The organism is Pantoea sp. ARC270, from assembly GCF_003236725.1.
Classification (GTDB): Bacteria; Pseudomonadota; Gammaproteobacteria; order Enterobacterales; family Enterobacteriaceae; genus Pantoea; species Pantoea anthophila.
Window position 1 is genome coordinate 41972 of record NZ_PUGA01000034.1, and the last position, 24210, is coordinate 66181.

The following is a 24210-nucleotide window of genomic DNA, read 5'->3' on the forward strand; positions in this document are numbered from 1 at the left end:
AAAGTGCGGCTATGATAGGGGTGTTGCCGTTGCGGTAGTGCGGGCAAAGATGATTAATAAGCGCCCCGCGGAAAAGGGGCCGGCATGATTAACAGGAGTACAGGTGCCACGATTTCATATTTATTGCATGGCTGGCCTGCTGCTTGCTGCGCCTGCCCTTGAGGCGGCGACTGTGCGATTACAGGTAGACGGCTTAACCGGGGATCTGCAGCGAAATGTCAGAGCACGCCTCTCCACCATCGGCAGCGATGAAGTCTCCAATGATGGTCGCTTTCGTGCCCGCGTCTCTGTCGCGATAAAAGAAGGCCTGCGCGCGCTGGGTTATTACGAACCTGAGATCGACTTTGAATCCCGTCCTGCTCCCGCGCAGGGGGGACGGCCGGTGCTGATCGCGCACGTGAAACCGGGTCCGCCGGTTAAAATCGGCGGCAGCACCATCGTGCTGGAAGGGGATGCCCGCAATGATGCCGACTACAAAGAGTGGATAGCCCAGGGGCGTCCCAAAGTCGGCACGCAGCTTAACCACGGGCAGTACGATCGCTTTAAAAGCGGCTTCTCGAATCTCGCGCTGCGCAACGGCTATTTCGATGGCACCTTTAAAAAAAGCCAGCTGGGGGTGTCGGTCGAGCGGCATGAAGCATTCTGGGATATCGACTACGACAGCGGCGAGCGTTACCGTTTTGGCGACGTGACGTTTCAGGGCTCGCAGATTCGCGAAGCCTACCTGCAGAACCTGGTGCCGTTTGAAAAGGGCGACTACTACAGCTCGCGCGATCTGGCTGAACTGAACCGTCGCCTCTCCGCCACCGGCTGGTTTAACTCCGTGGTCGTTGCACCGGAGTTCAGCAAAGGCCGGAAAACAAAAGTGCTGCCGCTGAATGCCGTGATGTCGCCGCGCACCGAAAACACCATCGAAACCGGGGTCGGCTACTCCACCGACGTCGGCCCGCGCCTGAAAGGCACCTGGAAAAAGCCGTGGGTTAATGACAGAGGCCACAGCCTGGCGGCCAGCGCCTACATTTCCGCGCCGGAACAGCAGGTCGATCTCAGCTACAAAGTGCCCCTGCTGAAAAGCCCGCTGGAGCAGTACTACACCTTCTCCGGCGGCCTGAAGCGCACCGACCTCAATGACACCAAAGCCGACACCACGACGCTGGCGATGTCGCGCAACTGGGACAGCAGCAGCGGCTGGCAGAAAGCGGTCAACCTGCGCTGGAGCCTGGATCACTTTACTCAGGGCAGCGTGACTAATACCACCATGCTGCTCTATCCCGGCGTCAGCGTAAACCGCACCCGCTCGCGTGGCGGCCTGATGCCGACCTGGGGCGACTCTCAGCGCTACTCAGCGGACGTCTCCGATACCACCTGGGGTTCAGACGTTGACTTCCTGATTCTGCAGGCGCAGAACGTCTGGATCCGTACCCTCGGCGACAGCCACCGCTTTGTGGCGCGCGGCAATCTTGGCTGGATTGAAACCAACGACTTTGAAAAAGTCCCGCCGGATCTGCGCTTCTTTGCCGGTGGTGACCGCAGTATTCGTGGCTACAAATATAAGAACATCTCACCGCGTGATGAGGATGGCAAACTCACCGGTGCGTCAAAACTGGCCACCGGCTCGCTGGAGTATCAGTACAACGTCAGCGGCAAATGGTGGGGAGCGGTATTTGTCGACTCCGGTGAAGCGGTCAACGACATCAAACAGAGTAACGTGAAAACCGGTGCGGGCGTCGGCGTGCGCTGGTCGTCACCGGTGGGTCCCATCAAATTAGACATCGCCAGACCTATCGGGGATGACGATGCACATGGACTGCAATTTTATATAGGACTGGGGCCAGAACTATGAAGCTGTGGAAAAAGGTCCTCATCGGCATCCTGATCTTTCTGGTGCTGCTGCTGGGTGGGGTGGCATTTTTAATCGGCACCACGCCGGGGCTGCATCTGGTGCTGAATGGCGCGTCGCGCTGGGTACCGGGCCTGTCAATCAAACAGGTCGAGGGCGGCTGGCGTAACCTGACCCTGAGCGGTCTGCGTTACGAAATGCCTGGCGTCAGTGTGGATGCCGGGCAGATCCATCTGGCGGTGAACCTTAACTGCCTGCTGCATTCGTCGGTCTGCGTGAATGATGTCTCCCTGCGTGATATCAGCGTGGTGGTCGACAGTAAAAAGATGACGCCTGCCGCGCCAGCGCCGGAAGAGGAGAGCGGCACGACCAACCTCAGCACGCCCTATCCGATTACGCTGCGCCATCTTGGCCTGCACAATATCAATGTCAAAGTGGATGACACCGCGATTTCGCTGCTCGACTTTACCACCGGTCTGCAGTGGCAGGATCGTGCGCTGACGCTCAATCCTACTCATATTCAAAGCCTGTTGATTGCGCTGCCGAAAGCAGCCAAAGTCGTGAACGAACAGGTGGTGGAGCCGAAAGTTCAGCAGCCGCATCCGGCTGAGAAACCGCTGGGTGAAACGCTGCAGGCGATGTTTGCACAACCGCTGCTGCCTGCGCTGCCCGATTTCCGTCTGCCGCTGGATATCGACATTCAGCAGATCCTGGGAGAACAGCTGCGCATCACCGGCGACACCGATATTTCGGTCAGCCGCCTGCTGATGAAAGCGAAAACTGCCGACCGGCAGATGCAGCTGACCACGCTGGAGGTTGACTCTGACCTCGGCAATCTCAGAGGCAGCGGGCAGGCGACGCTGGCCGATAACTGGCCGGTCGATTTTGCCCTGAACGGCACGGTCAACACCGATCCGGTCAAAGGCGAAAAGATTGCGCTGAAACTTAACGGCGCGATGCGCGACGAGCTGAAGCTGGCGCTGAACCTCTCCGGCCCGGTGGATGCACAGCTCAGCGCCGCGACCCAGCTGGCGGTGGCGGGGCTGCCGCTGTCGCTGCAGCTGACCAGCCCGAAACTGCGCTGGCCGCTGACAGGCCCGGTCGCCTATCAGGCCGATAATCTGGACTATCAGTTCAAAGGCAAAGCCACCGACTATGTGATGTCACTGCAGACCGCCGTGAAGGGGGAGTCGGTGCCACCGGCGACCGTCTCGCTGACCGGTAAAGGCAACGTTGAGCAGTTCAGTCTCGATCTCCTGCGCGTGGCTGCGCTGCAGGGCAACATCGACCTTACTGCGCTGGTGGACTGGAGCAAGGCGATCAGCTGGCGCAGCGAACTGACGCTGGCGGGGATCAATACGGCTAAACAGTATCCCGACTGGCCGGCGCGGCTGGATGGCAAAATCACCACCCGCGGCAGTCTCTATGGCGGCAGCTGGCAGCTGAGCGTGCCGCAGCTGCAGCTGAAAGGGAATGTGAAACAGAACGCCGTTACCGCAGATGGCTCCCTGACCGGCAACAGCTACAACCAGTGGACGGTGCCGGGCATTAAGCTGGCACTGGGACGCAACCAGCTGGATGTCAAAGGGTCGCTGGGCGACCGTCTGGATCTGGATGCCAGCATCAATGCGCCGCAGCTCGACAATGCGCTTCCCGGTCTGGGCGGCGTCGTCAACGGGGCCATCAAAGCGCGCGGCATCCTGAAGGCACCGCAGCTGCTGGCCGATCTCAATGGCCGGGGCCTGCGCTGGCAGCAGATGCGGATTAATCGCGTTACGCTCAAGGGCGACGTGCGCTCTGACGAACAGGTGGCGGGCAAACTGCAGCTGCGCGTCGAACAGCTGCAGCAGGATGCGCTGAACATCAGCCTGCTGACCCTGAATGCCGACGGCAATGAGCAGCAGCATCAGCTGAAACTCAACGTGCAGGGCAAACCGGTCTCCGGCCAGCTGGCGCTCAACGGCAGCTTTGATCGCCAGACGCAGCGCTGGCGAGGGTCGCTGAACGACACCCACTTCGATACGCCGGTAGGCGAATGGCGACTGACCCGTGCGATGGCCATCGACTATCTCAACAGCCGTCAGACGGCGACCATCGGACCGCACTGCTGGCAGAACCCCAATGCCCGCCTCTGCGTGCCGGAACCGGTTGAAGCGGGCCCGGAGGGGCATGCCCATGTGGTGCTGAACCGCTTTGACCTGGCGATGGTGAAACCCTTTATGCCGGATGCCACCCAGCTCAGCGGCCTGTTCAGCGGCGACGTGCGCGTCAACTGGACGGCTGACGGGGCGCTGCCGACCGGAACGGTCGCGCTGAAGGGCAACGGCGTCAAGGTGGTGCAGGATGTGCAGGGCAATAACCTGCCGATCGCCTTTGATACGCTGAACCTCAATGCCGCACTGCGAAACGGTCGCGCGCAGCTCGACTGGCTGATCCGCATTGCCGGTAACGGGCAGCTGGATGGCAACGTGCAGATCGACGATCCGCAAAGCCGCCGCACGCTGGGCGGTAACGTCAACATCCGCAACGTCTCACTGGCGATGCTCAACCCGGCGCTGATGCAGGGCGAGAAGATCAAAGGCAGCCTCAACAGCAGCCTGCGTCTTGGCGGCAGCGTGCAGCAGCCGCAGGTCTATGGCCAGCTTGGCCTGACCGGGGTGGATGTGGATGGCAACTTTATGCCGGTTGACCTCACGGCCGCCAGCCTCAACCTGGTGTTCAATGGCATGAGCTCCACCCTGAACGGGCTGGTGCAGACCAGCCAGGGCAACATCAACCTCAGCGGTAATGCGGACTGGAGCCAGCTCGATAACTGGCGCGCCCGCGTCGCCGCGCAGGGCAGCCGGGTTCGCGTCACGGTGCCGCCGATGGTGCGCATGGATGTCTCGCCGGATCTGGTCTTTGAAGCGACGCCTGCCGCCTTTAACCTCGATGGACGGGTCGATATTCCATGGGCGCGCATCACGGTGCAGGAAGTGCCGGAGAGCGCCACGGGCGTTTCGTCGGATGAGGTGATGCTGGATAAACAGCTGAAGCCGATTGCGCCACAGACCGCGGCGATTCCGATCAACAGTAATCTGGTGATCCATGTCGGCAACGATGTGCGCCTCTCCGCCTTTGGTCTGAAAGCGCGACTGAATGGCGACCTGAAGCTGGTGCAGGATCGGTCGGGCCTCGGCTTAAACGGTCAGATCAACATCCCGTCCGGCCGCTTCCACGCTTACGGTCAGGATCTGATCGTGCGTAAAGGTGAACTGCAGTTCGCCGGCCCGCCGGATCAGCCCTACATCAACCTGGAGGCGATTCGTAACCCGGATGCCACCGAAGATGGCGTTACCGCGGGTCTGCGCGTCACCGGCCTGGCGGATGAGCCGAAAGCGGAAGTCTTCTCCGACCCGGCGATGTCGCAGCAGGAGGCGCTTTCTTACCTGCTGCGCGGTCAGGGGCTCGGCAAAGATGGCGACAGTAATGCCCTCACTTCTGCGCTTGTGGGCTTAGGGGTTGCACAAAGTGGGCAGGTTGTGGGTAAAATCGGGGAGACTTTCGGTGTCAGTAATCTGGCTCTTGATACTGCGGGTGTTGGCGACAGCCAGCAGGTGCAGGTCAGCGGCTATGTACTGCCGGGTCTGCAGGTAAAATACGGTGTTGGCATATTTGATTCACTGGCGACGTTAACCTTGCGTTACCGCCTGATGCCCAAACTCTATCTGGAAGCCGTGTCCGGTGTGGATCAGGCTCTCGATTTGCTCTATCAGTTTGAGTTTTAGCAATGCGAATAATTGTCTACGGCAGTTTACGGCGCAAACAGGGAAACAGTCACTGGATGACGAATGCGCAGTGGCTGGGTGATCACCAGATTGAAGGCTTTGAGCTTTACAGTCTGGGCCATTATCCCGGCGTTATTGAGGGCAACGGCGCGGTACAGTGTGAAGTGTACCGCATTGATGCCTCAACCCTTGCGGAGCTGGATGCGCTTCGCACCAAAGGGGGAGAGTACAAACGTTTTCTGACTCAGACGCCGTTTGGCAGTGCATGGCTTTATGTCTATCAACGCTCAGTGGCAGGACGCCAGCGCATTACGAGCGGCGACTGGCTGAAGCGCGATGCGGAGCCAGAGGCCTGAACAAAAACACCGTCCTGATGGACGGTGTTTTTTTTTCGACTCACAAACGGGCAGCAGGCTTATTTCTTCTGTGCGCGCTCGAAAGAGGAGATGATTTCGGCTTTCGCGGCTTCGGCGTTGTCCCAGCCATCCACTTTCACCCATTTGCCTTTTTCCAGATCTTTGTAGTGCTCAAAGAAGTGGGTGATCTGCGCACGCAGCAGCTCTGGCAGGTCGTTCACATCTTTGATGTGATCGTACTCTTTAGAGAGTTTGGTGTGCGGCACGGCAACCAGTTTGGCATCTTCGCCAGACTCGTCGGTCATTTTCAGTACGCCAACCGGACGGCAGCGGATCACGGAGCCCGGTACCAGTGGGTACGGGGTCGGAACCAGTACGTCAACCGGGTCACCATCCAGAGAGAGGGTGTGGTTGATATAGCCGTAGTTGCACGGATAGAACATCGCGGTAGACATGAAACGGTCTACAAACAGGGCACCAGACTCTTTATCAACTTCATATTTGATCGGATCAGCATTCGCTGGGATCTCAATGACAACGTAGATATCTTCTGGCAGGTCTTTACCTGCTGGCACCTGGTTCAAACTCATCGGGTATTCCTTCAGTAGTCGTATGTTGAGTGTCGGCTATTATAGCCAACTGACTCTGAAAGTATGCCCTCTTTTTGGCGTTTCGGAATGCGCCCTAAGGCTACTTCGCCGACACAAACAGCGAAACGATTCCTGCGGCTATCAGTGGCCCTACCGGCACGCCACGGAAGAACGCCACGCCAATCACCGTACCAATCAGCAGGCCCCCGATAACCGACGGCTGAACGCTCATAAAACTGACGCCACGACCGCCGAGCCAGGCCACAAAAATGCCCACCAGGATAGCCACAATCGACTTCCAGCTGGCAAAGGATTTGATCAGCGCAGCGGCCGGCAGAGAGCCGCTGGCCAGCGGGGCCATCACGGCCACCGTCAGGATAATGATGCCTAAGGTAATGCCCTGTTTTTCCACGTAGGGAAAGAACTGTGCCAGCGGGGTTACTTTGATTGCCAGCAGCACCAGAATCGACAGGGTGACCGCGTTGTTGTGCACGAAATAGCTCAGCACGGCGAGGCCAATCAGAATAAGCGTTGAAGCGTAAGCGGCCATGGTTTCTCCCTGAAGGTCAGTAAACGCGCCAGCTTCAGCCAGCGCAAAATCGGATCAGATCAACAGTCGTCGGGGTTAGCGCAGCTGCCCCTTGCCATCGCCTGCAGCATCTGCGCCTGATTGCGCACCAGGCTCAGACGCTGGGCGCTCAGCGCCACGCTGCCCAGAGAGCCCTGTGAACTGAGCTGGCTGTAGCCCGCCTCAAGCCAGCTGTCCCGATAGCTCAGCCAGGCGCGCTGAGCAGCACGCAGTTTATCCCGGGGTTCGCCGTTGAGGGTTTTCATCAGCCTGCCGTACTCCTTATTCATCGCCTGATCCCAGGCCTGAGTGGCGGCAGCGTAACACTGGTTCATGTCCAGCGTGGTCCGGGCGTTATTCAGGCAGCGGTCGAGCGAGGCATCTGACGGCAGATCCCCCGCTATCGTCACCGTGCTGGTCAGCAGCAGCGTCAGAAACAGGCCTGCTTTCATCGTGTTTCTCCGGGTCGGGGGTAAGCGGCGATTAGCTTGATTGATGTTTCCGTGATGATCAAGCTGTTAACACTCAATCAGGGTTAAAGTTTCGGTCCGTTACTGCCGATATCTGTTCCGTTTTAGGGCCGCTGGACATTTCGCCTATTCTCATAAACGGAAACGATCAAGATGAAACAGTTATCACTTCGCACGGGGTTGCTGGCACTGCTGGCATTTATGACACTGCTGCTGTTGGCGGTGAGTTTTATGGGTATTGTGGCAATTAACAAAGGGAACCGCTCGCTGGATGTTATCAACCGCATTCAGGGGATCGAGCTGAACAGTCTTTATCAGAGCAATGCAGATTTAATGCGGGCCCGCGCGAACGCGGCGCTGGCGGTACGAAAAATTGAAATCGGCATGCTGGAAGAGGGCGCCGCCGTCACCCGACTGTCGCAGGCGGATGTCGACTCCTCCCAGCAACAGCTCAAGCGCTTTATCGATGCCGGAACGGTAACGGCACACGGTAAAATGCTGGCGGATGCGATTTCAGCCAGCTACAAGGCCTATCTCGACCAGGGCATCAAGCCGATGATGAGCGCCCTGGACAAGCAATACACCGACGAGTATTACCAGCTGCTGGAAGGCAACCTGGCGACGCTGGCGGCCAGCTACAACAAGGCGGTCACGGACTTCAGCCAGTTCGCCGATCAGGTCACGGCGGCGCAGCTGGTGCAGGCGGCCCATAACGAAACCAAAATGAAAATCCTGATCGCCGTGGCGGTGGCCTTAACCCTGCTGCTGCTGGTGCTCGCCTGGCAACTGCTGCGCCGGATGCTGCTGCAGCCGCTGGATAGCGCGATTGTGCATCTTGAGCAGATCGCAGCGGGCGATCTCTCTCAGGTGCTGCCGCCGTCCAGCAACAACGAGCTGGGACGCCTTAACCATGCGCTGACCGGGATGCAGCAGTCGCTGCGTCACTCTGTCAGTCAGGTGCGTGAGGCGAGTATGCAGATCGACCTCGGCAGCCGTGAACTGGCCGCCGGCAACGTCAACCTGTCACAGCGTACGGAAGAGTCTGCCGCTTCGCTTGAGCAGACGGCGGCCAGCATGGAGCAGCTGACGGCAACGGTGCGGCTTAACGCCAGCAACGCTCAGCAGGCCCATCAGCTGGCGAATGCGGTCTCCGATACCGCCGACCGCGGCGCGGAGGTGGTCTGCTATGTGATGGAAAAAATGCATGAGATTACCGACAGCGCCAATCGCATCGGCGATATTCTCAGCGTGATCGACGGCATCGCGTTCCAGACCAACATCCTGGCACTCAACGCTGCCGTTGAAGCGGCACGTGCGGGCGAGCAGGGCCGTGGCTTTGCGGTGGTGGCGAATGAAGTGCGTACGCTGGCGCAGCGTAGTGCTAATGCAGCCAAAGAGATCCGCACGCTGATCAGCGATTCACAGTCGCGGGTCAAAGAGGGCAGTGAGATGGCGACGCGTGCCGGGGAAACCATGGATGAGATTTCCGGTGAGGTGATGCGCGTGACCTCCCTGATGAAGGAGATCTCCATGGCGTCTGACGAGCAGAGTCGTGGCATCGAGCAGGTGAATCTGGCGGTCACGCAGATGGACGTGGCGGCGCAGCAGAACGCGGCGCTGGTGGAGCAGGCGAAGGCCGCGACCGAGTCGCTGGAAGCGCAGTCCGATCAGCTTCAGGCAACCATGGCGCAGTTCAGATTGCAGCCAGCGTGATAAAAAAAAGGGCGCGATGATCGCGCCCTTTTTTATCTCTGCCGGATTAGCCCTGACGGCAATCCGGGAACTCAGCCAGGAAACGCTCAACGTCGTTGACCATCGCCTCATTGCCGCAGTAGAACGGGCAGCGCTGATGCAGCGTGACCGGTGGAATGTCCAGAATACGTCTCTGACCGTCGCTGGCTTTACCGCCTGCCTGCTCCGCCAGGAACGCCATCGGGTTGCACTCATAGAGCAGACGCAGCTTGCCCTGAGGATGGCTGGCGGTGCTGGGATAGAGGTAGATGCCGCCTTTCAGCAGGTTGCGATGGAAATCCGCGACCAGCGATCCGATGTAACGTGAGGTGTAAGGACGGTGCGTAGGCAGATCCTCTTCCTGACAGAACTTCAGATATTTCTTCACGCCCTGCGGGAAACGAATGTAGTTACCTTCGTTGATGGAGTAGGTGTAACCGGTCTCCGGGTAGGTCATACGTTCATGGCTGAGGCAGAAGACACCCAGCGACGGATCGTAGGTAAAGGCATGCACGCCTGCACCGGTGGTGTAAACCATCATGGTGGAGGAGCCGTAAACCACGTAACCGGCCGCGACCTGTTTGTTGCCGGGCTGCATGAAATCCGCTTCAACCACCGGGGTGCCCGGTTCGCTGACGCGATGATAGATAGAGAAAATGGTGCCGACAGAGACGTTAACGTCGATGTTAGATGACCCATCCAGCGGGTCCATTAACACCACATACTTGCCGTTCTCCTCACCTTCGAAGATGACGAACTCGTCTTCTTCCTCAGACGCGATACCGGCGACGATGCCACGCGCTTTCAGTGCGGCCTTCAGTTTTTCGTTGGCAAACAGATCGAGCTTCATCTGCTGTTCACCCTGAACATTTTCCACACCACTGGCACCGAGGATATCCACCAGACCGGCTTTATTGATGTCGCGGTGGATAATTTTGGCACCCAGCTTGATAGCTGAGATCAGCGCCGTCAGTTCCCCTGTGGCGTGCGGAAAGTCGTGCTGCTTCTCGACGATAAATTCGCCCAACGTTTTCATAACACATTCCCTGAATCTGCGATGGAGTGGCAGCACGCGTAACAGTCTGCCAACGGATGCGTACGCAGTTTAGCCGATTGAACTTCAAAAACCATAGTCCTAATCCGTTTCTTCCGTCTGCGAGCAGGGTTACACTGTGCGCCGAACTTTAGAGTAATGGATCACGTTATGCGCATTCACATCCTCGGGATTTGTGGCACTTTTATGGGCGGTCTGGCCGTGCTGGCCCGTTCACTTGGTCATCAGGTGACCGGTTCAGACGCCAACGTTTACCCGCCAATGAGCACATTGCTCGAACAGCAAGGCATTGAATTAACAGAAGGTTACGATGCGAGCCAGCTCGACCCGGCCCCTGACCTGGTGATTATCGGTAATGCGATGACGCGCGGTAATCCCTGTGTGGAAGCGGTGCTGGAACGCAACATTCCTTACCTCTCCGGCCCGCAGTGGCTGCACGATTTCGTGTTACGCGACCGCTGGGTGCTGGCGGTGGCGGGAACCCACGGGAAAACCACCACAGCCGGCATGGCAGCGTGGATTCTCGAGGCCTGCGGCCTGGAACCCGGCTTCATTATTGGTGGGGTGCCAGGAAACTTCGATGTCTCGGCAAAATTAGGAAAAAGTCCATTCTTCGTCATTGAGGCGGATGAGTATGACTGCGCCTTTTTCGACAAGCGTTCCAAGTTTGTCCATTACTGCCCGCGTACCCTGATCCTCAACAACCTTGAGTTCGATCACGCCGATATCTTTGACGACCTGCGGGCGATCCAGAAGCAGTTCCACCATCTGGTCCGGATCGTGCCGGGCCAGGGCAAGATCCTGCTGCCGGAGCATGACGCCAACATCAGGCAGGTAATGGCGATGGGCTGCTGGAGCGAGCAGGAGAGCGTGGGCGACCACGGGCGCTGGCAGGCGAAGAAGCTGACGCCCGATGCCTCGCACTGGGAAATCTGGCTCGACGGCGAGAAGGTCGGCGAGGTGAACTGGGCGCTGGTCGGCGAACACAATATGCATAACGGGTTGATGGCGATTGCCGCCGCGCGTCATGTGGGTGTGAAACCGGAAGATGCAGGCCAGGCGCTGAACAGCTTTATCAATGCGCGTCGCCGGCTGGAGCTGCGTGGCGAAGTGAACAGCATCAAAGTGTATGATGACTTTGCGCACCATCCGACCGCGATTCTGGCAACGCTGGCGGCCCTGCGCAGCAAGGTTGGCGGCAGAGCGCGCATTCTGGCTGTTCTGGAGCCGCGCTCGAATACCATGAAGATGGGCGTCAGCAAAAACGATCTGGCGCCGTCACTGGCGCGGGCGGATGAGGTCTTTCTGTTCCAGCCGCACCACATTCCGTGGCAGGTTTCTGACGTCGCCGAAGCGTGCATTCCGCCTGCGCACTGGAGCGCAGATATCGATACGCTGGTCGAGATGGTGGCGAAAGCCGCACAGCCAGGCGACTCGATTCTGGTGATGAGCAACGGCGGGTTTGGCGGCATTCACCAGAAGCTGCTGGACAGACTGGCCTGAGATGACGGGCGCCCGTAACGGGCGCTCATTTTCCGGTGACGTTCTGACGTGCTTCCTGCTACCGGCCACGACAGACCGGCTGTCCGGGCTATCAGGCTTCGGCCAGTTCGCGCAGGTACTGGAAAATCTGACGGGCTGACTTCGGCGGCTTGTTGCCCGCTTTCTCTTTCTGCGCGTTGCGGATCATACTGCGCAGCTGCTGACGGTCGGCGTCAGGATAGAGTGCAATCACGTCGCTGATCGCCTCATCGCCCTGTTCAATCAGACGATCGCGCAGCATTTCCAGTTTATGGAACAGCGCAACCTGCTGGTTGTGGCGGTTCTTGAGCTTGTCCAGCGCAACGCGGATCGGCTCGACATCAATACTGCGCAGCAGTTTACCGATCAGCTGCAGCTGACGGCGACGGCCCTCTTTCTTAATACGCTGCGCCAGTTCGATCTCGGTGCGCAGGCGCTCATCCAGCGGGATCTTATCCAGCGAGTTTTTACCCAGTTCTACCAGTTCGGCGCCCAGGCGTTTTAACTCTTCGGCATCGCGTTTAATTTCACTCTTACTGACCCAGATAATCTCTTCATCTTCCTGTTCGTCATTATCTGGCACATCGTCGAGCCACTCATCGGGCTGTCTGGTCATTTCCGGGCTCCCAAAAAAAAGAGGCTAATCCTACCAGTTTATCGGGTGACTGCGAAATTGTTCTCTGACTCTGATAGACTCAAATCATTCACACATAAGATTAGACGGCAGGTCGATGAACGTATCTACTCAGGTTGCAGAACAGCGAAAAGTACTGGAGCAGGCGATTGCGCAGGCACTTGAACTGGCTAAAGCAAGCACTGACAGCGCGGAAGTAGCGGTCAGTAAAACCACCGGCATCGGGGTCAGCACCCGCTATGGCGAAGTGGAAAACGTCGAATTCAACAGCGACGGTGCGCTGGGCATCACCGTCTATCATCAGAACCGTAAAGGCAGCGCCTCATCGACCGACCTCAGCCCGGACGCGATCAAACGTACCGTGCAGGCGGCGATCGATATTGCGCGCTACACCTCGCCCGATCCCTTTGCCGGCCCGGCGGATGCGGCGCTGCTGGCCTATGATGCGCCAGATCTGGATCTCTACCACCCGTGGGAGATCGATGCCGACCGCGCCATTGAACTGGCCGCGCAGGCTGAAGAGGCTTCACTGCGCGCAGACAAGCGTATCACCAACACCGAAGGCGGCAGCTTTAACAGTCATGTCGGCATCAAGGTGTTCGGTAACAGCCACGGCATGCTGCAGAGCTACTGCTCAAGCCGTCACTCGCTCTCCAGCTGCGTGATCGCCGAGCAGGATGGCAACATGGAGCGCGACTACGCCTATACCATCGGCCGCGCGTTTGAGGATCTGAAAAGCCCGGAGTGGGTCGGCGCAGAGTGCGCGCGTCGCACGCTCTCCCGTCTTGCCCCGCGCAAACTTCCGACCATGAAAGCGCCGGTGATTTTCGCCTCTGAAGTGGCGACCGGCCTGTTTGGTCATCTGGTCGGGGCGATCAGCGGCAGCAGCGTTTACCGGAAATCAACCTTCCTGCTGGATGCGATGGGTCAGCAGATCCTGCCGGAGTGGCTCACGATCAGTGAGCAGCCGCACCTGCTGAAAGGGCTCGCCTCGACGCCATTCGACAGCGAAGGGGTGCGCACCCAGGCGCGCGACATTATCCAGGCGGGCGTCCTGCAGACCTGGCTGTTAACCAGCTACTCCGCCCGTAAACTGGGCCTGACCAGCACCGGTCACGCGGGTGGCATTCACAACTGGCGCATTGCCGGTCAGGGCCACAGCTTTGACGATCTGCTGAAGCAGATGGGCACCGGTCTGGTGGTCACCGAACTGATGGGACAGGGTGTCAGCGCCATCACCGGTGACTACTCGCGCGGTGCGGCCGGTTTCTGGGTCGAAAATGGCGTGATTCAGTATCCGGTCAGTGAAATCACCATCGCCGGAAATCTCAAAGAGATGTGGCGCAATATGGTGACCATCGGCGACGATATCGAAACCCGCAGCAATATTCAGTGCGGTTCAGTCTTACTGCCTGAAATGAAGATAGCGGGACAATAACGACGCATTCCTGAAGCAGCCTGTTGGCTGCTTTTTTTTCGTCACAATAATAAGGAAGTAATGATGCGTAAGCAGCTAATTGCAATGTTGTCGGCTTCTCTGATGTTCTCCAGCGTCAGCCTCTGTGCGGCGGATCTGGAGCAGGATATGGACACGCTGAATGCGAACCTGAAAATCGTCAAAAAAACGGACGATGCCCGGGAGATGCAGCAGGCATTAACCCGGATGCGTGCGGCAGCGCAGGATGCGAAGCAGTCCACGCCCGATAAGCTGGAAGGTCAGCCTGCTGACAGCGCGCAGATCAAAGATTATCACGCCGGTCTCGACTCGCTGATTGCGCAGATCGACGTGGTCAGCACGCTGGCGAAAGCGAACAACGTGGAGGGCGCAAAGCGCGAAGCCGCGAAGTTTGATGAGATCCGCAATACCAACCATAAGAAATTCCGCTAATCAGACCGCCGGTCAGCCCGACCGGCGGTTTTTTCCATCACTTCTGCTTATCACCGCGCCTTAAAACGTATCGGACCTGCCGTGATGTTGCACAACATCAAGATCCGGCACGGTTAAATTCATTATTTTGCGCACAAAGAGTCATTTTTCGCACGAAGTGTGCACTCTGCGATCTGACGCACAGCCTTCACCTCAATTTCCGCTTGCTGCTGGAAATGTTGCCTCTCCACAGCGGGAGCCGGGACGGTTAATTTATTTTCAACGCGAATTATCCGGTTCAACAGGAGTAACAAGGTGAGCAATAACGGCATCCCGGTGTATGAAGCGCCACCGGAGAAAGTGCAGCAACTGGCAGAACGTGTCATGACGCAAATTGCGGCGATCTATCAGCAGCATGGTATCCAGCCCAACGCGGTTCAGCAGCAGATGCTGGAATCCCACGTCCGGGCCATGGCATCACGCTCTCTGAGTGGCGAGCCGCTGCCGGAAGTGGAAGCGGAGCTGTTTGAGGATATTCCGCCGGAAACCGTCGCGCTGGCGCAGCAGGTGGTGGATTTGTTTGGCAATCTGCCGCGTGAAGAGGCCTGGCTGCTGTCGGTTCACATTGAAGTCGCACGATCCAACAACTGAAGAGGAAAAGAACATGGTGACAGTCGTGATTGGCGATCGTTTAGGGAAAGGGCAGAAAGTGGCCGCAGGTATCGAAAAAGCGGGCGGCCGTGCGGTGGTGGTGCCGGGTGTGGCGGCGGACATGAAACTGGGTGACGTCATGAAGGCAGAAAACGCCGATTTCGGCATCTCGTTCTGCGGCAGCGGCGGCGCAGGCGCCATCACCGCACAGAACAAATATGGCTACAAAGCGAAGCATGGCATGCGCTCTATCGATGAAGGGGTGACCGCCATCAACGAAGGGGCCACCGTACTGGGCTTCGGCTTTATGGACAAAGAAGAGCTGGGTGAGCGGCTGGTGCAGGCCTGGAACAAGAAGCACGGCAGCTGATTATGAAAGAACACTACGTTACCCAGGTGACGGTCGAGGGCAAAGGCGACACCAAAGCGAAAGCCTTCGCCGATGCCCTGAGTCGTGTGCAGAACCAGGTTCTGCGCGCGACGCAAAAAATTCTGCTGCGCATTGAACCTCAGGATGTCCGGGTGCTGCGCGCGCAGGAGAGCGTCAGGACCGAGAAGTTTCTCTTCTTCTTTCTGGCGCGCCAGCGGCGGAACTACAGCGTCACGCTGGAGATCACCGTCAGCGTCACCGTTTTCGACACCGAACAGGTGACGTTTACGGCGGCATCATAAAACAGCGCCTGTTAACGTCAGCCTGTCTGTAGCCCGCTCCTCTGCTGTCGCGCACGCGCGGTGGGCAGGCCGGAGTGAGGCGGCGGCGGCTGAAGTCTGACGGGATTAAAAAAACGACAACAAGGTACAACAACATGTTTTTAATCATTTTGTTTAAGTCGTTGATCATTGGCGGGCTGGTGGGCGTCGGCGTCGGCGCGGGTGCCGCACGCATGTTTCATGCGCCAACCACCCAGGGGATGGGCGCCTTTCGTACGCTGGGCGAGCTGAACTCATGCGAAGGCGATCCCGCTTCCCACTTCTCCTTTGGTCTCGGCTTCTTTTTCAACGCCTGGGCATCCTCTGTTGCAGCCGGTTCATTCACCCAGGATGTGGATCACCGCATCATTCCAAACTGGGGTGCGGCGGCACTGATGGTCAAAAACCGCAACGTGGCGGAAACGCTGCACAATCCGAAAAAAATGGCCATCGCCTGCGGCATTATCGGCATGGTCGTGGTCGCCTTCCTCAACTCCACCGCCTCGGCCGTTCCGGCGGCGCTTCAGGTCACGGCCGTTAAAGTGCTGGTACCAGCGGCTAACCTGCTGGTTAACACCGTCATGCCGGTCATCTTCTGGCTGGCGGCCATCGACGCGGGCAAAAAGTCAGGCTTCTGGGCCACCATTTTCGGCGGTCTGGCACAGCTGATCATGGGCAATGCCGTGCCGGGCCTGGTGCTGGGTATTCTGATCGGCAAAGGGGTCGAAGAGAGCGGCTGGAACCGGGTCACCAAAGTGATGATGACCGCCATCGTCCTGCTGTTTGTGCTGAGCGGCTTCTTCCGCGGTTTCGATATGAAACTGCTGCAGTCCTTCCAGCTCGGCATTCCCGGCTGGCTCGACATGATCCATAACTCCGTCAGCGGCAAATAGGAGGCGATGCAATGAACGAAAATAAAGGCTTCTGGTACGCCGACTGGTCTTTCCCGATCTTTGTTGGCCTGCTCTCCGCCGGCGTGTTTGCCGGAACCCACATGTACTACCTCTATGGCATCGGCGCGTTCAACGAAGTGGCGTTTGTGTCGATGCTGCGCTCTGGCATGGAGACCGGCGTCTACGGCGCGGTCGCCGCCTTTGGCGCCAGCTTCCTGTTCGCCCGCATTATCGAAGGGTCGCTGGTGGGGATTCTGGATATCGGCGGCGCGATTCAGACCGGTGTCGGCCTGGGCGTTCCGGCCCTGCTGCTGGGCGCGGGTATCGTCTTCCCGGTGGCGAACTTTGCCGCCTCGCTGGCAACGGGTCTGGTGATTGGGGTGGCGATTGGCTACGTCATTATCCTGGCGCGTAAATTCACCATCAATCAGAGCGACTCCACCTACGGCGCAGACGTCATGATGGGTGCGGGTAATGCCTCCGGACGCTTCCTCGGCCCGCTGATTATCCTGTCAGCCATGACGGCGTCGATTCCGATTGGTCTGGGTTCACTGCTGGGAGCGCTGCTGTTCTATCTCTGGAACAAGCCGATCACCGGTGGCGCCATCCTCGGCGCCATGATCCTCGGTGCGATTTTCCCGATCGCGCTCTGATCTCACCGGCAGCCCGGTAGCGGGCTGCCGTTAAGGAGAAACCATGTACGACTTGATTATCCGCGCTGCACGACTCAGCGATGAGCAGGTGGTCGACATCGCGGTGCAGGATGGCCGCATCGCCGCCGTTGGCCGGGTGCAGGGCAGCGCACACCAGGAACGCGATCTGGCGGGTCGCTACTACCTCAGCGCAGGCTGGATCGACTCCCACGTTCACTGCTATCCCAAATCCCCCATCTACCATGATGAAGCCGATGCGATAGGCGTGGCCCACGGCGTGACGACGGTGGTCGATGCGGGCAGCACCGGTGCCGATCATATTGATGACTTTTACCAGCTGACCCGCGCGGCGCAGACTCAGGTGTATGCCCTGATCAACATCGCCCGCACCGGTATCGTCACTCAGAACGAACTGGCCGACATGAGGCAGATCGATGGCGAGGCGGTGCAGCAGGCGGTGGCCCGGCTGCCCGATTTTATCGTGGGGCTGAAGGCGCGCATCAGCAGCAGCGTGGTGGGTGAAAACGGTATCCAGCCGCTGATCCGCGCGAAGGCGATTCAGCAGCAGAGCGGCGGGCTGCCGCTGATGGTCCACATTGGCAACAATCCGCCCAATCTTGACCAGATTGCGGATCTGCTTACCACGGGCGACATCATCACCCACTGCTTTAACGGCAAACCCAACCGCATTCTGACGCCGCAGGGCGAACTGAAGGTCGCTATTAAACAGGCTATCGCGCGCGGCGTGAAGCTCGATGTCGGCCACGGCGGTGCCAGTTTCAGTTTTGAGGTCGCCCGGGTGGCGATAGCGCAGGGCATTCTGCCCGATACCATCAGCTCTGACATTTACTGCCGCAATCGTCTGGCTGGCCCGGTTCACAGCCTGGCCCATGTCATGTCGAAATTCTTCAGCGTCGGCATGACGCTGCCGCAGGTGATTGACTGCGTGACGGTCAACGCGGCGGCAGGGCTGCGGCTGCCGCGCAAGGGGCAGCTGAAAGTCGGCTATGACGCCGACCTGACCATTTTTAGCGTCAAAGAGGAAAACCGGCCCTTCATCGATTCAGAAGGTGAAACGGTAACCGGTGAGAAGCATCTGGTCCCGCTGGCGGCAGTCGTCGCGGGTCAGTGGATCGCGACAGAAGAAGGAGCAGCACATGACCTCGGTTTATGAAAAGTATGGCCTGAAGCCGGTGATTAACGCCTCTGGCCGTATGACAATTCTTGGCGTCTCCACGCCGTCGAGCGACGTGATCGACACGGTGAAATATGGCCTCGATCACTACTTCGAAATGAAAGACCTGGTCGATAAAACCGGGGCTTACATCGCCGGTCTGCTGAAGGTGGAGAACGCGGTGGTGGTCTCCTGTGCCTCGGCAGGCATCGCCCAGAGCGTGGCGGCGGTCATCGTAAAAGATGACGACTGGCTGCTGGATAACCTGCATACCGCACCGCTCAGCGTTCCGCATCAGATCGTGGTGCCGAAAGGGCATAACGTGAACTACGGCGCACCGGTCGGCAGCATGGTGGCGCTGGGAGGCGGCCAGCTGGTAGAGGCGGGTTACAGCAATGAGTGCTCGCCCGCGCAGCTGGCGGCGGCGATCACCCCACAGACCGCGGCGATCCTCTATGTGAAATCGCATCACTGCGTGCAGAAGAGTCACCTTGATGTGGCGCAGGCTGCCGCCGTTGCGCGCCAGCATGGCGTTCCGCTGATTGTCGATGCGGCCGCAGAAGAGGATCTGCAGTGCTACTACGAGGCGGGCGCCGACCTGGTGATCTACAGCGGTGCAAAAGCGCTGGAAGGCCCGACCAGCGGCCTGGTAATTGGCCGCCACCACTACGTTGAGTGGGTCAAACGCCAGACCAACGGGATTGGCCGTGCGATGAAAGTGGGGAAAGAGGGCATTCTCGGCCTGACCCACGCGATTGAAAACTATCTGACTCAGCCAAAAATCAGCGGCGCGCAGATGGTGGAAAAAATGACACCGTTCATCGAACAGCTGAACCACCTGAATGGTGTCACAGCCCGCGTGGTGTGGGATGCCGCCGGACGTGACATCGCCCGTGCAGAGATCAAATTTGACGAAGCGGCGATCGGGCAGCGCACCGGCGATCTGGTGCAGGCGTTGAAAAACGGCGACGTCGCGATCTATTTCCGTGGCTACAAAGCCAATGAAGGGATCATTGAGGCGGACGTACGCAGCGTCAGCGCCGATCAACTGTACACCATTTTCACCCGTATTCAGACGCTGTTAACCGGAGAGAAAAACGCATGACGCTGACCCCCAACTTCTATCAGGATCGTCTCTGCCTTAACGTACTGGCGGGATCAAAAGAGAATGCGCGCGCCATCTGGCAGGCGGCCGAAGGGCATGTGCTGGTCGGCGTGCTGTCAAAAAACTATGCCAGCAATGACGCTGCTATCGCCGACATGAGCGAGTACGCTGCGCAGATCGACAACGCACTCTCAATTGGTCTGGGCGCGGGCGATCCCCGGCAGTCACAGATGGTGAGTGAGCTGGCGGAGGTGCTGCAACCCCAGCATGTCAATCAGGTCTTCACCGGCGTGGCCACCAGCCGGGCGCTGCTGGGCCAGTCGCAGACCGTCGTTAACGGTCTGATCTCACCCACCGGCACGCCGGGTAAGGTAAAAATCTCGACCGGCCCGCGCAGCGCAACACAGCCTGACGGGATCGTTCCGATCGAAACCGCGATTGCCATGCTGCAGGATATGGGCGGCAGCTCGGTGAAATATTTTCCGATGGGCGGTTTACAGGCGGTGGATGAATATCGCGCCGTGGCAGACGCCTGCGCAAAAATGGATTTCTGGCTGGAGCCCACCGGCGGCATCGATCTGGAGAACGTTGGCGAGATCGTACGCATTGCGCTGGAAGCGGGCGTCAGCAAAGTGATCCCTCACGTCTACAGTTCGATCATCGACAAAGCGAGTGGTGAAACCCGGATCGAGGATGTGCAGCGGTTGCTGGCGATCTGTAAAACGCTGCTGCCCTGAGGATCGCGCCGCGCGGCAGGCCGATCGGGTGGCAGGCCGCGCACGCAACATGGACGTTGCGTCACGATCCCCGTAGGCTGAGTTTCCGTTTCCCTGATTTTCTCTGTAAACAGGTAACTGTCGTGAGATTTCCCAATCAGCGCCTTGCGCAACTGTTTGATGCCCTGCAAAACGAAACGCTGCCTCAGGATGAACTGGCGCGGCGTTTTGCCGTCTCGACCCGCACCGTACGCACCGACATCACGGCGCTGAATGCGCTGCTGGCTGAACATGGTGCGCAGTTCGTCCTGAGCCGCGGCGCGGGCTATCAGCTGAAGATTGAGGATGCTCAGCGCTTTCAGCATCTGCAGCAACACAGCGCCTCACCGCTGCGCATCCCGCGCACGTCGCCCGACCGCATCCGTTATCTGCTGACCCGGTTTCTCACTGCGGCCTATTCGCTCAAACTTGAAGAGCTGGCCGAGGAGTGGTTTGTCAGCCGCGCCACCCTGCAGAACGATATGGCGGAAGTGCGCGAGTGGCTGGGACGCTATCACCTGACGATTGAAAGCAAGCCTCACTACGGCATGAAGCTGTTCGGCAGCGAAGTGGCGATCCGAACCTGCCTGACCGATCTGCTGTGGCAAATCGATCAGTCACAGCCGGAGAGTCCGCTGCTGACCATTGAAGCGCTCAACAGCGGTATGCTGGAAACCCTCCAGCCGCTGCTGCAACGCTGCTTTGCTGAACACAATATCCGCCTCAGCGATGAGGGAGAACGTTATCTGCGGATCTACTGTGCGGTGGCGGTGCGCCGTATCAGCGAAGGCTATCCGCTTAACGATCCGGGCGCTGAGGAGATTGGGGATGACGTGCGCGAAGCGGCGCACCAGCTGATTACGCTGATGCGCCCGCTGGTCAGTAAACCGATCTCACCGGCTGAAGAGAACTGGCTGCGGGTCAACATTGCGGCACGGCGTATTCAGGCTATCGCCCCCAGCGCCATCAATGCGGATGACGCCGATGCGCTGGTGGATTACCTGCTCAGCTTCATCAACACCTACTACAACTTTAATCTGCAGAACGATCAGCAACTGCGTGCCGATCTGCTTACCCATATCAAGACCATGATCACCCGGGTGCGCTACCAGATCCATATTCCTAACCCGCTGCTCAGCAATATCAAGCAGCACTACCCCATGGCCTATGATGTCACCTTAGCGGCGGTGACCAGCTGGGGGAAATATACCCCTTACGTCATCAGCGAGAATGAGATTGGCTTTCTGGTGCTGCACATCGGTGTCGGGCTGGAGCGCCACTATGACGTGGGCTATCAGCGTCATCCCCAGGTGCTGCTGGTCTGCGACAGCGGTAACTCGACGCTGCGGATGATTGAGGCGATGCTGCTGCGCAAATACCCGCAGCTGAAGGTGACGGCACGCCTCTCTCAGCGTGAATATGAGGCGCGCAGCCGCATCGATGAGGACTTTGTGATCTCGACCATCCGGCTCAGCGAAAAAGAGAAACCGGTGGTGGTGATGTCACCGTTTCCCACCGGGTTTCAGCTGGAGCAGATCGGCAAGCTGGTGCTGGTGGATCGTACCCGTCCCTATATGCTGACGAAATATTTTGATGCTCAGCACTTTCATATCGTCGACAGGCCAATGACCCAGTCTGAACTGTTCCGGCAGTTGTGCGATCAGCTGGAGGCGGAGGGGTTTGTGGACGCTGCTTTCTATCCGTCGGTGGAGGAGCGCGAAGCGATTGTCAGCACCATGCTCGGCGAAGGCATTGCGCTGCCGCACTCGCTGGGGCTGCTGGCGAAGAAAACCGTGGTCTACACCGTGCTGGCCCCGCAGGGCATCGCCTGGGGCGACGACACCGCCTATGTGATTTTCCTGCTGGCGATCAGCAAAAGCGAATATGAAGAGGCGATGGCGATCTACGATCTGTTTGTCACGTTTCTGCGGGAAAGGGCGATGATCCGCCTGCGGGAGAGCACTGACTTCAGCAGTTTCAGAGCGGTGGCGATGGATTGCCTGAGCCGCTCTTAACGCGAGGCTCTGCCGCCGTCAGTTTTTCTTCGCCAGCAGGCGCGGGATCTCACGCAGGCACCACGCTTTGGCCTCGCCCATGCTGTCCCGCCGCCACGCCATAATAATGTCGACCTCGCGGGTATATTCCGGACTCACGACCCGCAGGCGGCCTTCCGCAATATCCTGCTCCACCAGCGGATAGGGCATGGTTCCCACGCCCAGACCCGCCAGCAGCGCACGGCGCTTGTCGTCCATGCTGCTGACGGTCAGGCGCTGCTGCTTATCCAGCAGCTGCACGGTCAGCACCGGGCGCTCACGCGCGGTATCCGCCACCGCAATGCCGCGGTATTTCACCCGCGTCACTTCAGACTGCGGTTCCGGCTCGTTATGGATCGGATGGTCGGCACTGGCGACATAGACGCTCATCATGGTGTAGAGCTTGCGGGTGTTGATCTCGGTTGAGGCGCGGAAATGCATATCGGGGGCGATGACGATATCGGCCCGTCCCTGTTCCAGCCGCTCCCATGCCCCCGCCAGCACTTCGGTGACCAGCGAAAACTGGGTATTGGCTTTGTCGGCCAGGCGCGTCACCAGCGGAAAGAGGGCGTCGATGGGCACCAGCGCTTCGGTCACGATGGTCAGATGGGTTTCCCAGCCACGCGCCAGCGCTTCGGCATCGGTGGTGAGTTTGTCGGCCGCTTCCAGCAGCACCCGGCCGCGCTCCAGCAGCATGCGTCCCACGTTGGTAAATTTGGTGCGGTGGCCGGAGCGGTCAAACAGCACCACATCCAGCTCCTCTTCCAGCTTCTGCATGGTATAGCTGAGTGCAGAGGGCACGCGGCCCAGCTCATCGGCCGCCGCCGCAAAACTACCACGTCGATCAATCGCATCCATTACGCGTAACGATTCAAGGGTTAACGCACGCTCTTTAGCCATCCCGTTTCTCTGTCAGGAAATTTGAACATGCCCGGCAGATTAACTGGCTAACAATCCGGCGTCCAGACTTTTACCATGTGTGCATAGAGTCCGTGACCGATCCTCGTCACCGGATGCCGGAGGTAAATAATGATAACGACACGCAGTGCGTCCGCATGTGGCCAGGCCGACTTTGGCTGGTTGCAGGCCCGCTACAGTTTCTCTTTTGGCCACTATTTTGATCCAAAACTGATGGGCTACGCGTCACTGCGCGTACTGAATCAGGAAGTGCTGGCACCAGGGGCCGCCTTTCAGCCGCGCACCTATCCGCAGGTCGATGTGCTTAACATCGTGCTGCAGGGCGAAGCGGAGTATCGCGACAGCGAAGGCAACACGATCAGCGTGCAGGAAGGGGAGGCGCTGCTGCTCTCAGCCCAGCCGGGGGTCAGTTACACCGAAATCAACCTGAGCAAAGAGCGCCCGCTGACCCGTATGCAGCTGTGGCTGGCCGCCTGCCCGGAGCGTGAGAATCCGCGGATGCAGAAACTGGCCCTGATGGCGGGCCGTACCTCTCAGCTGATCGCCTCGCCGGATGGCGTGGATGAGAGCCTGCAACTGCGTCAGCAGGTGTGGATCCATCAGGTCGAACTGGCGCCGGGCGAGCAGCACGCGCTGCATCTGCAGGGGCCGCGCGCCTATCTGCAGTCGATTCACGGTTCGCTGGAAGCCCGATCGGGTGCGGCGCATCGGGAAACGCTCGGGTGCGGCGATGGTGCCTTTCTGCAGGAAGAGTCGCTGCTGACGCTGACGGCGAAAACGGCGACCCGGGCACTGGTCATCGACATCCCGGTCTGATCCTCAGGCAATAAAAAAGGCGGCCATGGCCGCCTTTTTTGCGTCTTACGCATTACTTCAGCAGGGTAAAGGCAGTGGTGACGTGCTTCACGCCACTGACGCGGCTGGCGATATCGGCCGCCGC

At 58.9% G+C, this 24210-nt stretch carries 23 protein-coding genes and 1 pseudogene; 17 read left to right on the forward strand and 7 right to left on the reverse strand.

The genetic code is table 11. From position 1 onward, the window contains the following. Nucleotides 1–127: 127 nt before the first annotated feature. Genes CKF42_RS15640 through CKF42_RS15650 form a run of 3 tightly spaced genes read left to right on the forward strand, consistent with a single transcriptional unit; the run spans nt 128 to nt 5963 of the window. Nucleotides 128–1843 carry an autotransporter assembly complex family protein gene (locus tag CKF42_RS15640; protein ID WP_181161960.1) on the forward strand — a complete coding sequence of 572 codons (1716 nt, stop codon included), beginning with the start codon at nt 128–130 and terminating at the stop codon, nt 1841–1843. Continuing rightward, complete coding sequence (locus CKF42_RS15645) at nt 1840–5607, forward strand: translocation/assembly module TamB domain-containing protein (protein ID WP_111208589.1); 3768 nt, start codon at nt 1840–1842, stop codon at nt 5605–5607. The genes CKF42_RS15640 and CKF42_RS15645 overlap by 4 nt, the downstream gene beginning before the upstream one ends. A 2-nt stretch (nt 5608–5609) precedes the next feature. Beyond that, nucleotides 5610–5963: a gamma-glutamylcyclotransferase gene (locus CKF42_RS15650; protein ID WP_009087429.1), complete on the forward strand. Its 354-nt coding sequence runs from the start codon at nt 5610–5612 to the stop codon at nt 5961–5963. A gap of 59 nt (nt 5964–6022) precedes the next feature. Here CKF42_RS15650 and ppa read toward each other — a convergent pair whose 3' ends face one another. The 3 genes from ppa to CKF42_RS15665 all read right to left on the reverse strand — a co-directional run bounded on the left by ppa (nt 6023) and on the right by CKF42_RS15665 (nt 7573). Then, nucleotides 6023–6553, reverse strand: coding sequence for an inorganic diphosphatase (ppa, locus tag CKF42_RS15655; protein WP_009087427.1), 531 nt, complete (start codon nt 6551–6553; stop codon nt 6023–6025). Nucleotides 6554–6653: 100 nt separating this feature from the next. Further along, on the reverse strand, nt 6654–7103 hold the full coding sequence (locus CKF42_RS15660) for a DUF441 domain-containing protein (RefSeq protein WP_046102597.1): 450 nt from the start codon (nt 7101–7103) through the stop codon (nt 6654–6656). A 59-nt stretch (nt 7104–7162) separates the two neighbouring features. Then, nucleotides 7163–7573 carry a lysozyme inhibitor LprI family protein gene (locus tag CKF42_RS15665; RefSeq protein WP_111208590.1) on the reverse strand — a complete coding sequence of 137 codons (411 nt, stop codon included), beginning with the start codon at nt 7571–7573 and terminating at the stop codon, nt 7163–7165. A 171-nt stretch (nt 7574–7744) separates the two neighbouring features. On the opposite strand from CKF42_RS15665, the gene CKF42_RS15670 reads away from it, so the two are divergent. Beyond that, nucleotides 7745–9304: a methyl-accepting chemotaxis protein gene (locus tag CKF42_RS15670; protein ID WP_009087420.1), complete on the forward strand. Its 1560-nt coding sequence runs from the start codon at nt 7745–7747 to the stop codon at nt 9302–9304. Nucleotides 9305–9350: 46 nt separating this feature from the next. Here the strand turns inward: CKF42_RS15670 and fbp are convergent, their stop codons facing one another. Then, nucleotides 9351–10358, reverse strand: coding sequence for a class 1 fructose-bisphosphatase (gene fbp / locus CKF42_RS15675; protein WP_009087416.1), 1008 nt, complete (start codon nt 10356–10358; stop codon nt 9351–9353). A 168-nt stretch (nt 10359–10526) separates the two neighbouring features. Here fbp and mpl point away from each other — a divergent pair, with 168 nt between their 5' ends. Next, nucleotides 10527–11879: a UDP-N-acetylmuramate:L-alanyl-gamma-D-glutamyl-meso-diaminopimelate ligase gene (mpl, locus tag CKF42_RS15680; RefSeq protein ID WP_009087414.1), complete on the forward strand. Its 1353-nt coding sequence runs from the start codon at nt 10527–10529 to the stop codon at nt 11877–11879. 91 nt (nt 11880–11970) lie between these two features. Here the strand turns inward: mpl and yjgA are convergent, their stop codons facing one another. Continuing rightward, a complete protein-coding gene (gene yjgA, locus CKF42_RS15685) occupies nt 11971–12513 on the reverse strand; it encodes a ribosome biogenesis factor YjgA (protein WP_009087413.1) in 543 nt (180 codons plus the stop codon). A gap of 115 nt (nt 12514–12628) precedes the next feature. Between yjgA and pmbA the strand changes: the two genes are divergently transcribed. From pmbA to CKF42_RS15745, 11 genes are all read left to right on the forward strand, one after another. Continuing rightward, complete coding sequence (gene pmbA, locus CKF42_RS15690) at nt 12629–13969, forward strand: metalloprotease PmbA (protein WP_009087411.1); 1341 nt, start codon at nt 12629–12631, stop codon at nt 13967–13969. Nucleotides 13970–14032: 63 nt separating this feature from the next. Next, nucleotides 14033–14419 (forward strand): cytochrome b562, encoded by a 387-nt coding sequence (gene cybC / locus CKF42_RS15695; protein ID WP_046102594.1) that lies wholly within the window; start codon nt 14033–14035, stop codon nt 14417–14419. Between the two features lie 294 nt (nt 14420–14713). Then, nucleotides 14714–15049: a glycine dehydrogenase gene (locus CKF42_RS15705; RefSeq protein WP_009087405.1), complete on the forward strand. Its 336-nt coding sequence runs from the start codon at nt 14714–14716 to the stop codon at nt 15047–15049. Between the two features lie 13 nt (nt 15050–15062). After that, entirely contained in the window at nt 15063–15419 is a 357-nt protein-coding gene (locus CKF42_RS15710) for an SFCGS family glycine-rich protein (protein WP_009087404.1), read from the forward strand. 2 nt (nt 15420–15421) lie between these two features. Further along, a complete protein-coding gene (locus tag CKF42_RS15715) occupies nt 15422–15721 on the forward strand; it encodes a DUF4312 family protein (RefSeq protein WP_009087401.1) in 300 nt (99 codons plus the stop codon). A gap of 134 nt (nt 15722–15855) precedes the next feature. Then, nucleotides 15856–16632: a DUF4311 domain-containing protein gene (locus CKF42_RS15720; protein WP_009087399.1), complete on the forward strand. Its 777-nt coding sequence runs from the start codon at nt 15856–15858 to the stop codon at nt 16630–16632. An 11-nt stretch (nt 16633–16643) separates the two neighbouring features. Further along, on the forward strand, nt 16644–17285 hold the full coding sequence (locus CKF42_RS15725) for a DUF4310 family protein (protein WP_009087397.1): 642 nt from the start codon (nt 16644–16646) through the stop codon (nt 17283–17285). 43 nt (nt 17286–17328) lie between these two features. Beyond that, a complete protein-coding gene (locus tag CKF42_RS15730) occupies nt 17329–18459 on the forward strand; it encodes an amidohydrolase/deacetylase family metallohydrolase (protein ID WP_111208592.1) in 1131 nt (376 codons plus the stop codon). After that, entirely contained in the window at nt 18443–19564 is a 1122-nt protein-coding gene (locus CKF42_RS15735) for a DgaE family pyridoxal phosphate-dependent ammonia lyase (protein ID WP_111208593.1), read from the forward strand. The genes CKF42_RS15730 and CKF42_RS15735 overlap by 17 nt, the downstream gene beginning before the upstream one ends. Next, nucleotides 19561–20301 (forward strand): KDGP aldolase family protein, encoded by a 741-nt coding sequence (locus CKF42_RS15740; protein WP_111208594.1) that lies wholly within the window; start codon nt 19561–19563, stop codon nt 20299–20301. Before CKF42_RS15735 ends, CKF42_RS15740 begins: the two co-directional genes overlap by 4 nt. 122 nt (nt 20302–20423) lie before the next feature. Further along, complete coding sequence (locus tag CKF42_RS15745) at nt 20424–22334, forward strand: transcription antiterminator (RefSeq protein ID WP_009087389.1); 1911 nt, start codon at nt 20424–20426, stop codon at nt 22332–22334. Nucleotides 22335–22352: 18 nt separating this feature from the next. On the opposite strand, the gene CKF42_RS15750 is transcribed toward CKF42_RS15745, so the two are convergent. Continuing rightward, entirely contained in the window at nt 22353–23252 is a 900-nt protein-coding gene (locus CKF42_RS15750; RefSeq protein WP_009087386.1) for a LysR family transcriptional regulator, read from the reverse strand. 129 nt (nt 23253–23381) lie between these two features. Between CKF42_RS15750 and CKF42_RS15755 the strand changes: the two genes are divergently transcribed. Beyond that, a complete protein-coding gene (locus CKF42_RS15755; protein WP_111208595.1) occupies nt 23382–24086 on the forward strand; it encodes a pirin family protein in 705 nt (234 codons plus the stop codon). A 52-nt stretch (nt 24087–24138) separates the two neighbouring features. Here the strand turns inward: CKF42_RS15755 and CKF42_RS15760 are convergent. Further along, a pseudogene (locus CKF42_RS15760) lies at nt 24139–24210 on the reverse strand (osmotically-inducible protein OsmY); the annotation flags it as partial.

Excerpts from the sequence above, each read along its gene's own strand:
- CKF42_RS15660 (WP_046102597.1), bottom strand. The coding sequence starts at position 7,103 with ATGGCCGCTTACGCTTCAACGCTTATTCTGATTGGCCTCGCCGTGCTG.
- CKF42_RS15755 (WP_111208595.1), top strand. The coding sequence starts at position 23,382 with ATGATAACGACACGCAGTGCGTCCGCATGTGGCCAGGCCGACTTTGGC.
- CKF42_RS15650 (WP_009087429.1), top strand. The coding sequence starts at position 5,610 with ATGCGAATAATTGTCTACGGCAGTTTACGGCGCAAACAGGGAAACAGT.
- CKF42_RS15665 (WP_111208590.1), bottom strand. The coding sequence starts at position 7,573 with ATGAAAGCAGGCCTGTTTCTGACGCTGCTGCTGACCAGCACGGTGACG.
- CKF42_RS15710 (WP_009087404.1), top strand. The coding sequence starts at position 15,063 with ATGGTGACAGTCGTGATTGGCGATCGTTTAGGGAAAGGGCAGAAAGTG.
- ppa (WP_009087427.1), bottom strand. The coding sequence starts at position 6,553 with ATGAGTTTGAACCAGGTGCCAGCAGGTAAAGACCTGCCAGAAGATATC.
- CKF42_RS15640 (WP_181161960.1), top strand. The coding sequence starts at position 128 with ATGGCTGGCCTGCTGCTTGCTGCGCCTGCCCTTGAGGCGGCGACTGTG.
- CKF42_RS15720 (WP_009087399.1), top strand. The coding sequence starts at position 15,856 with ATGTTTTTAATCATTTTGTTTAAGTCGTTGATCATTGGCGGGCTGGTG.
- mpl (WP_009087414.1), top strand. The coding sequence starts at position 10,527 with ATGCGCATTCACATCCTCGGGATTTGTGGCACTTTTATGGGCGGTCTG.
- CKF42_RS15715 (WP_009087401.1), top strand. The coding sequence starts at position 15,422 with ATGAAAGAACACTACGTTACCCAGGTGACGGTCGAGGGCAAAGGCGAC.
- yjgA (WP_009087413.1), bottom strand. The coding sequence starts at position 12,513 with ATGACCAGACAGCCCGATGAGTGGCTCGACGATGTGCCAGATAATGAC.
- CKF42_RS15645 (WP_111208589.1), top strand. The coding sequence starts at position 1,840 with ATGAAGCTGTGGAAAAAGGTCCTCATCGGCATCCTGATCTTTCTGGTG.
- CKF42_RS15725 (WP_009087397.1), top strand. The coding sequence starts at position 16,644 with ATGAACGAAAATAAAGGCTTCTGGTACGCCGACTGGTCTTTCCCGATC.
- pmbA (WP_009087411.1), top strand. The coding sequence starts at position 12,629 with ATGAACGTATCTACTCAGGTTGCAGAACAGCGAAAAGTACTGGAGCAG.
- CKF42_RS15670 (WP_009087420.1), top strand. The coding sequence starts at position 7,745 with ATGAAACAGTTATCACTTCGCACGGGGTTGCTGGCACTGCTGGCATTT.
- fbp (WP_009087416.1), bottom strand. The coding sequence starts at position 10,358 with ATGAAAACGTTGGGCGAATTTATCGTCGAGAAGCAGCACGACTTTCCG.
- CKF42_RS15730 (WP_111208592.1), top strand. The coding sequence starts at position 17,329 with ATGTACGACTTGATTATCCGCGCTGCACGACTCAGCGATGAGCAGGTG.
- CKF42_RS15735 (WP_111208593.1), top strand. The coding sequence starts at position 18,443 with ATGACCTCGGTTTATGAAAAGTATGGCCTGAAGCCGGTGATTAACGCC.
- CKF42_RS15740 (WP_111208594.1), top strand. The coding sequence starts at position 19,561 with ATGACGCTGACCCCCAACTTCTATCAGGATCGTCTCTGCCTTAACGTA.
- CKF42_RS15750 (WP_009087386.1), bottom strand. The coding sequence starts at position 23,252 with ATGGCTAAAGAGCGTGCGTTAACCCTTGAATCGTTACGCGTAATGGAT.
- cybC (WP_046102594.1), top strand. The coding sequence starts at position 14,033 with ATGCGTAAGCAGCTAATTGCAATGTTGTCGGCTTCTCTGATGTTCTCC.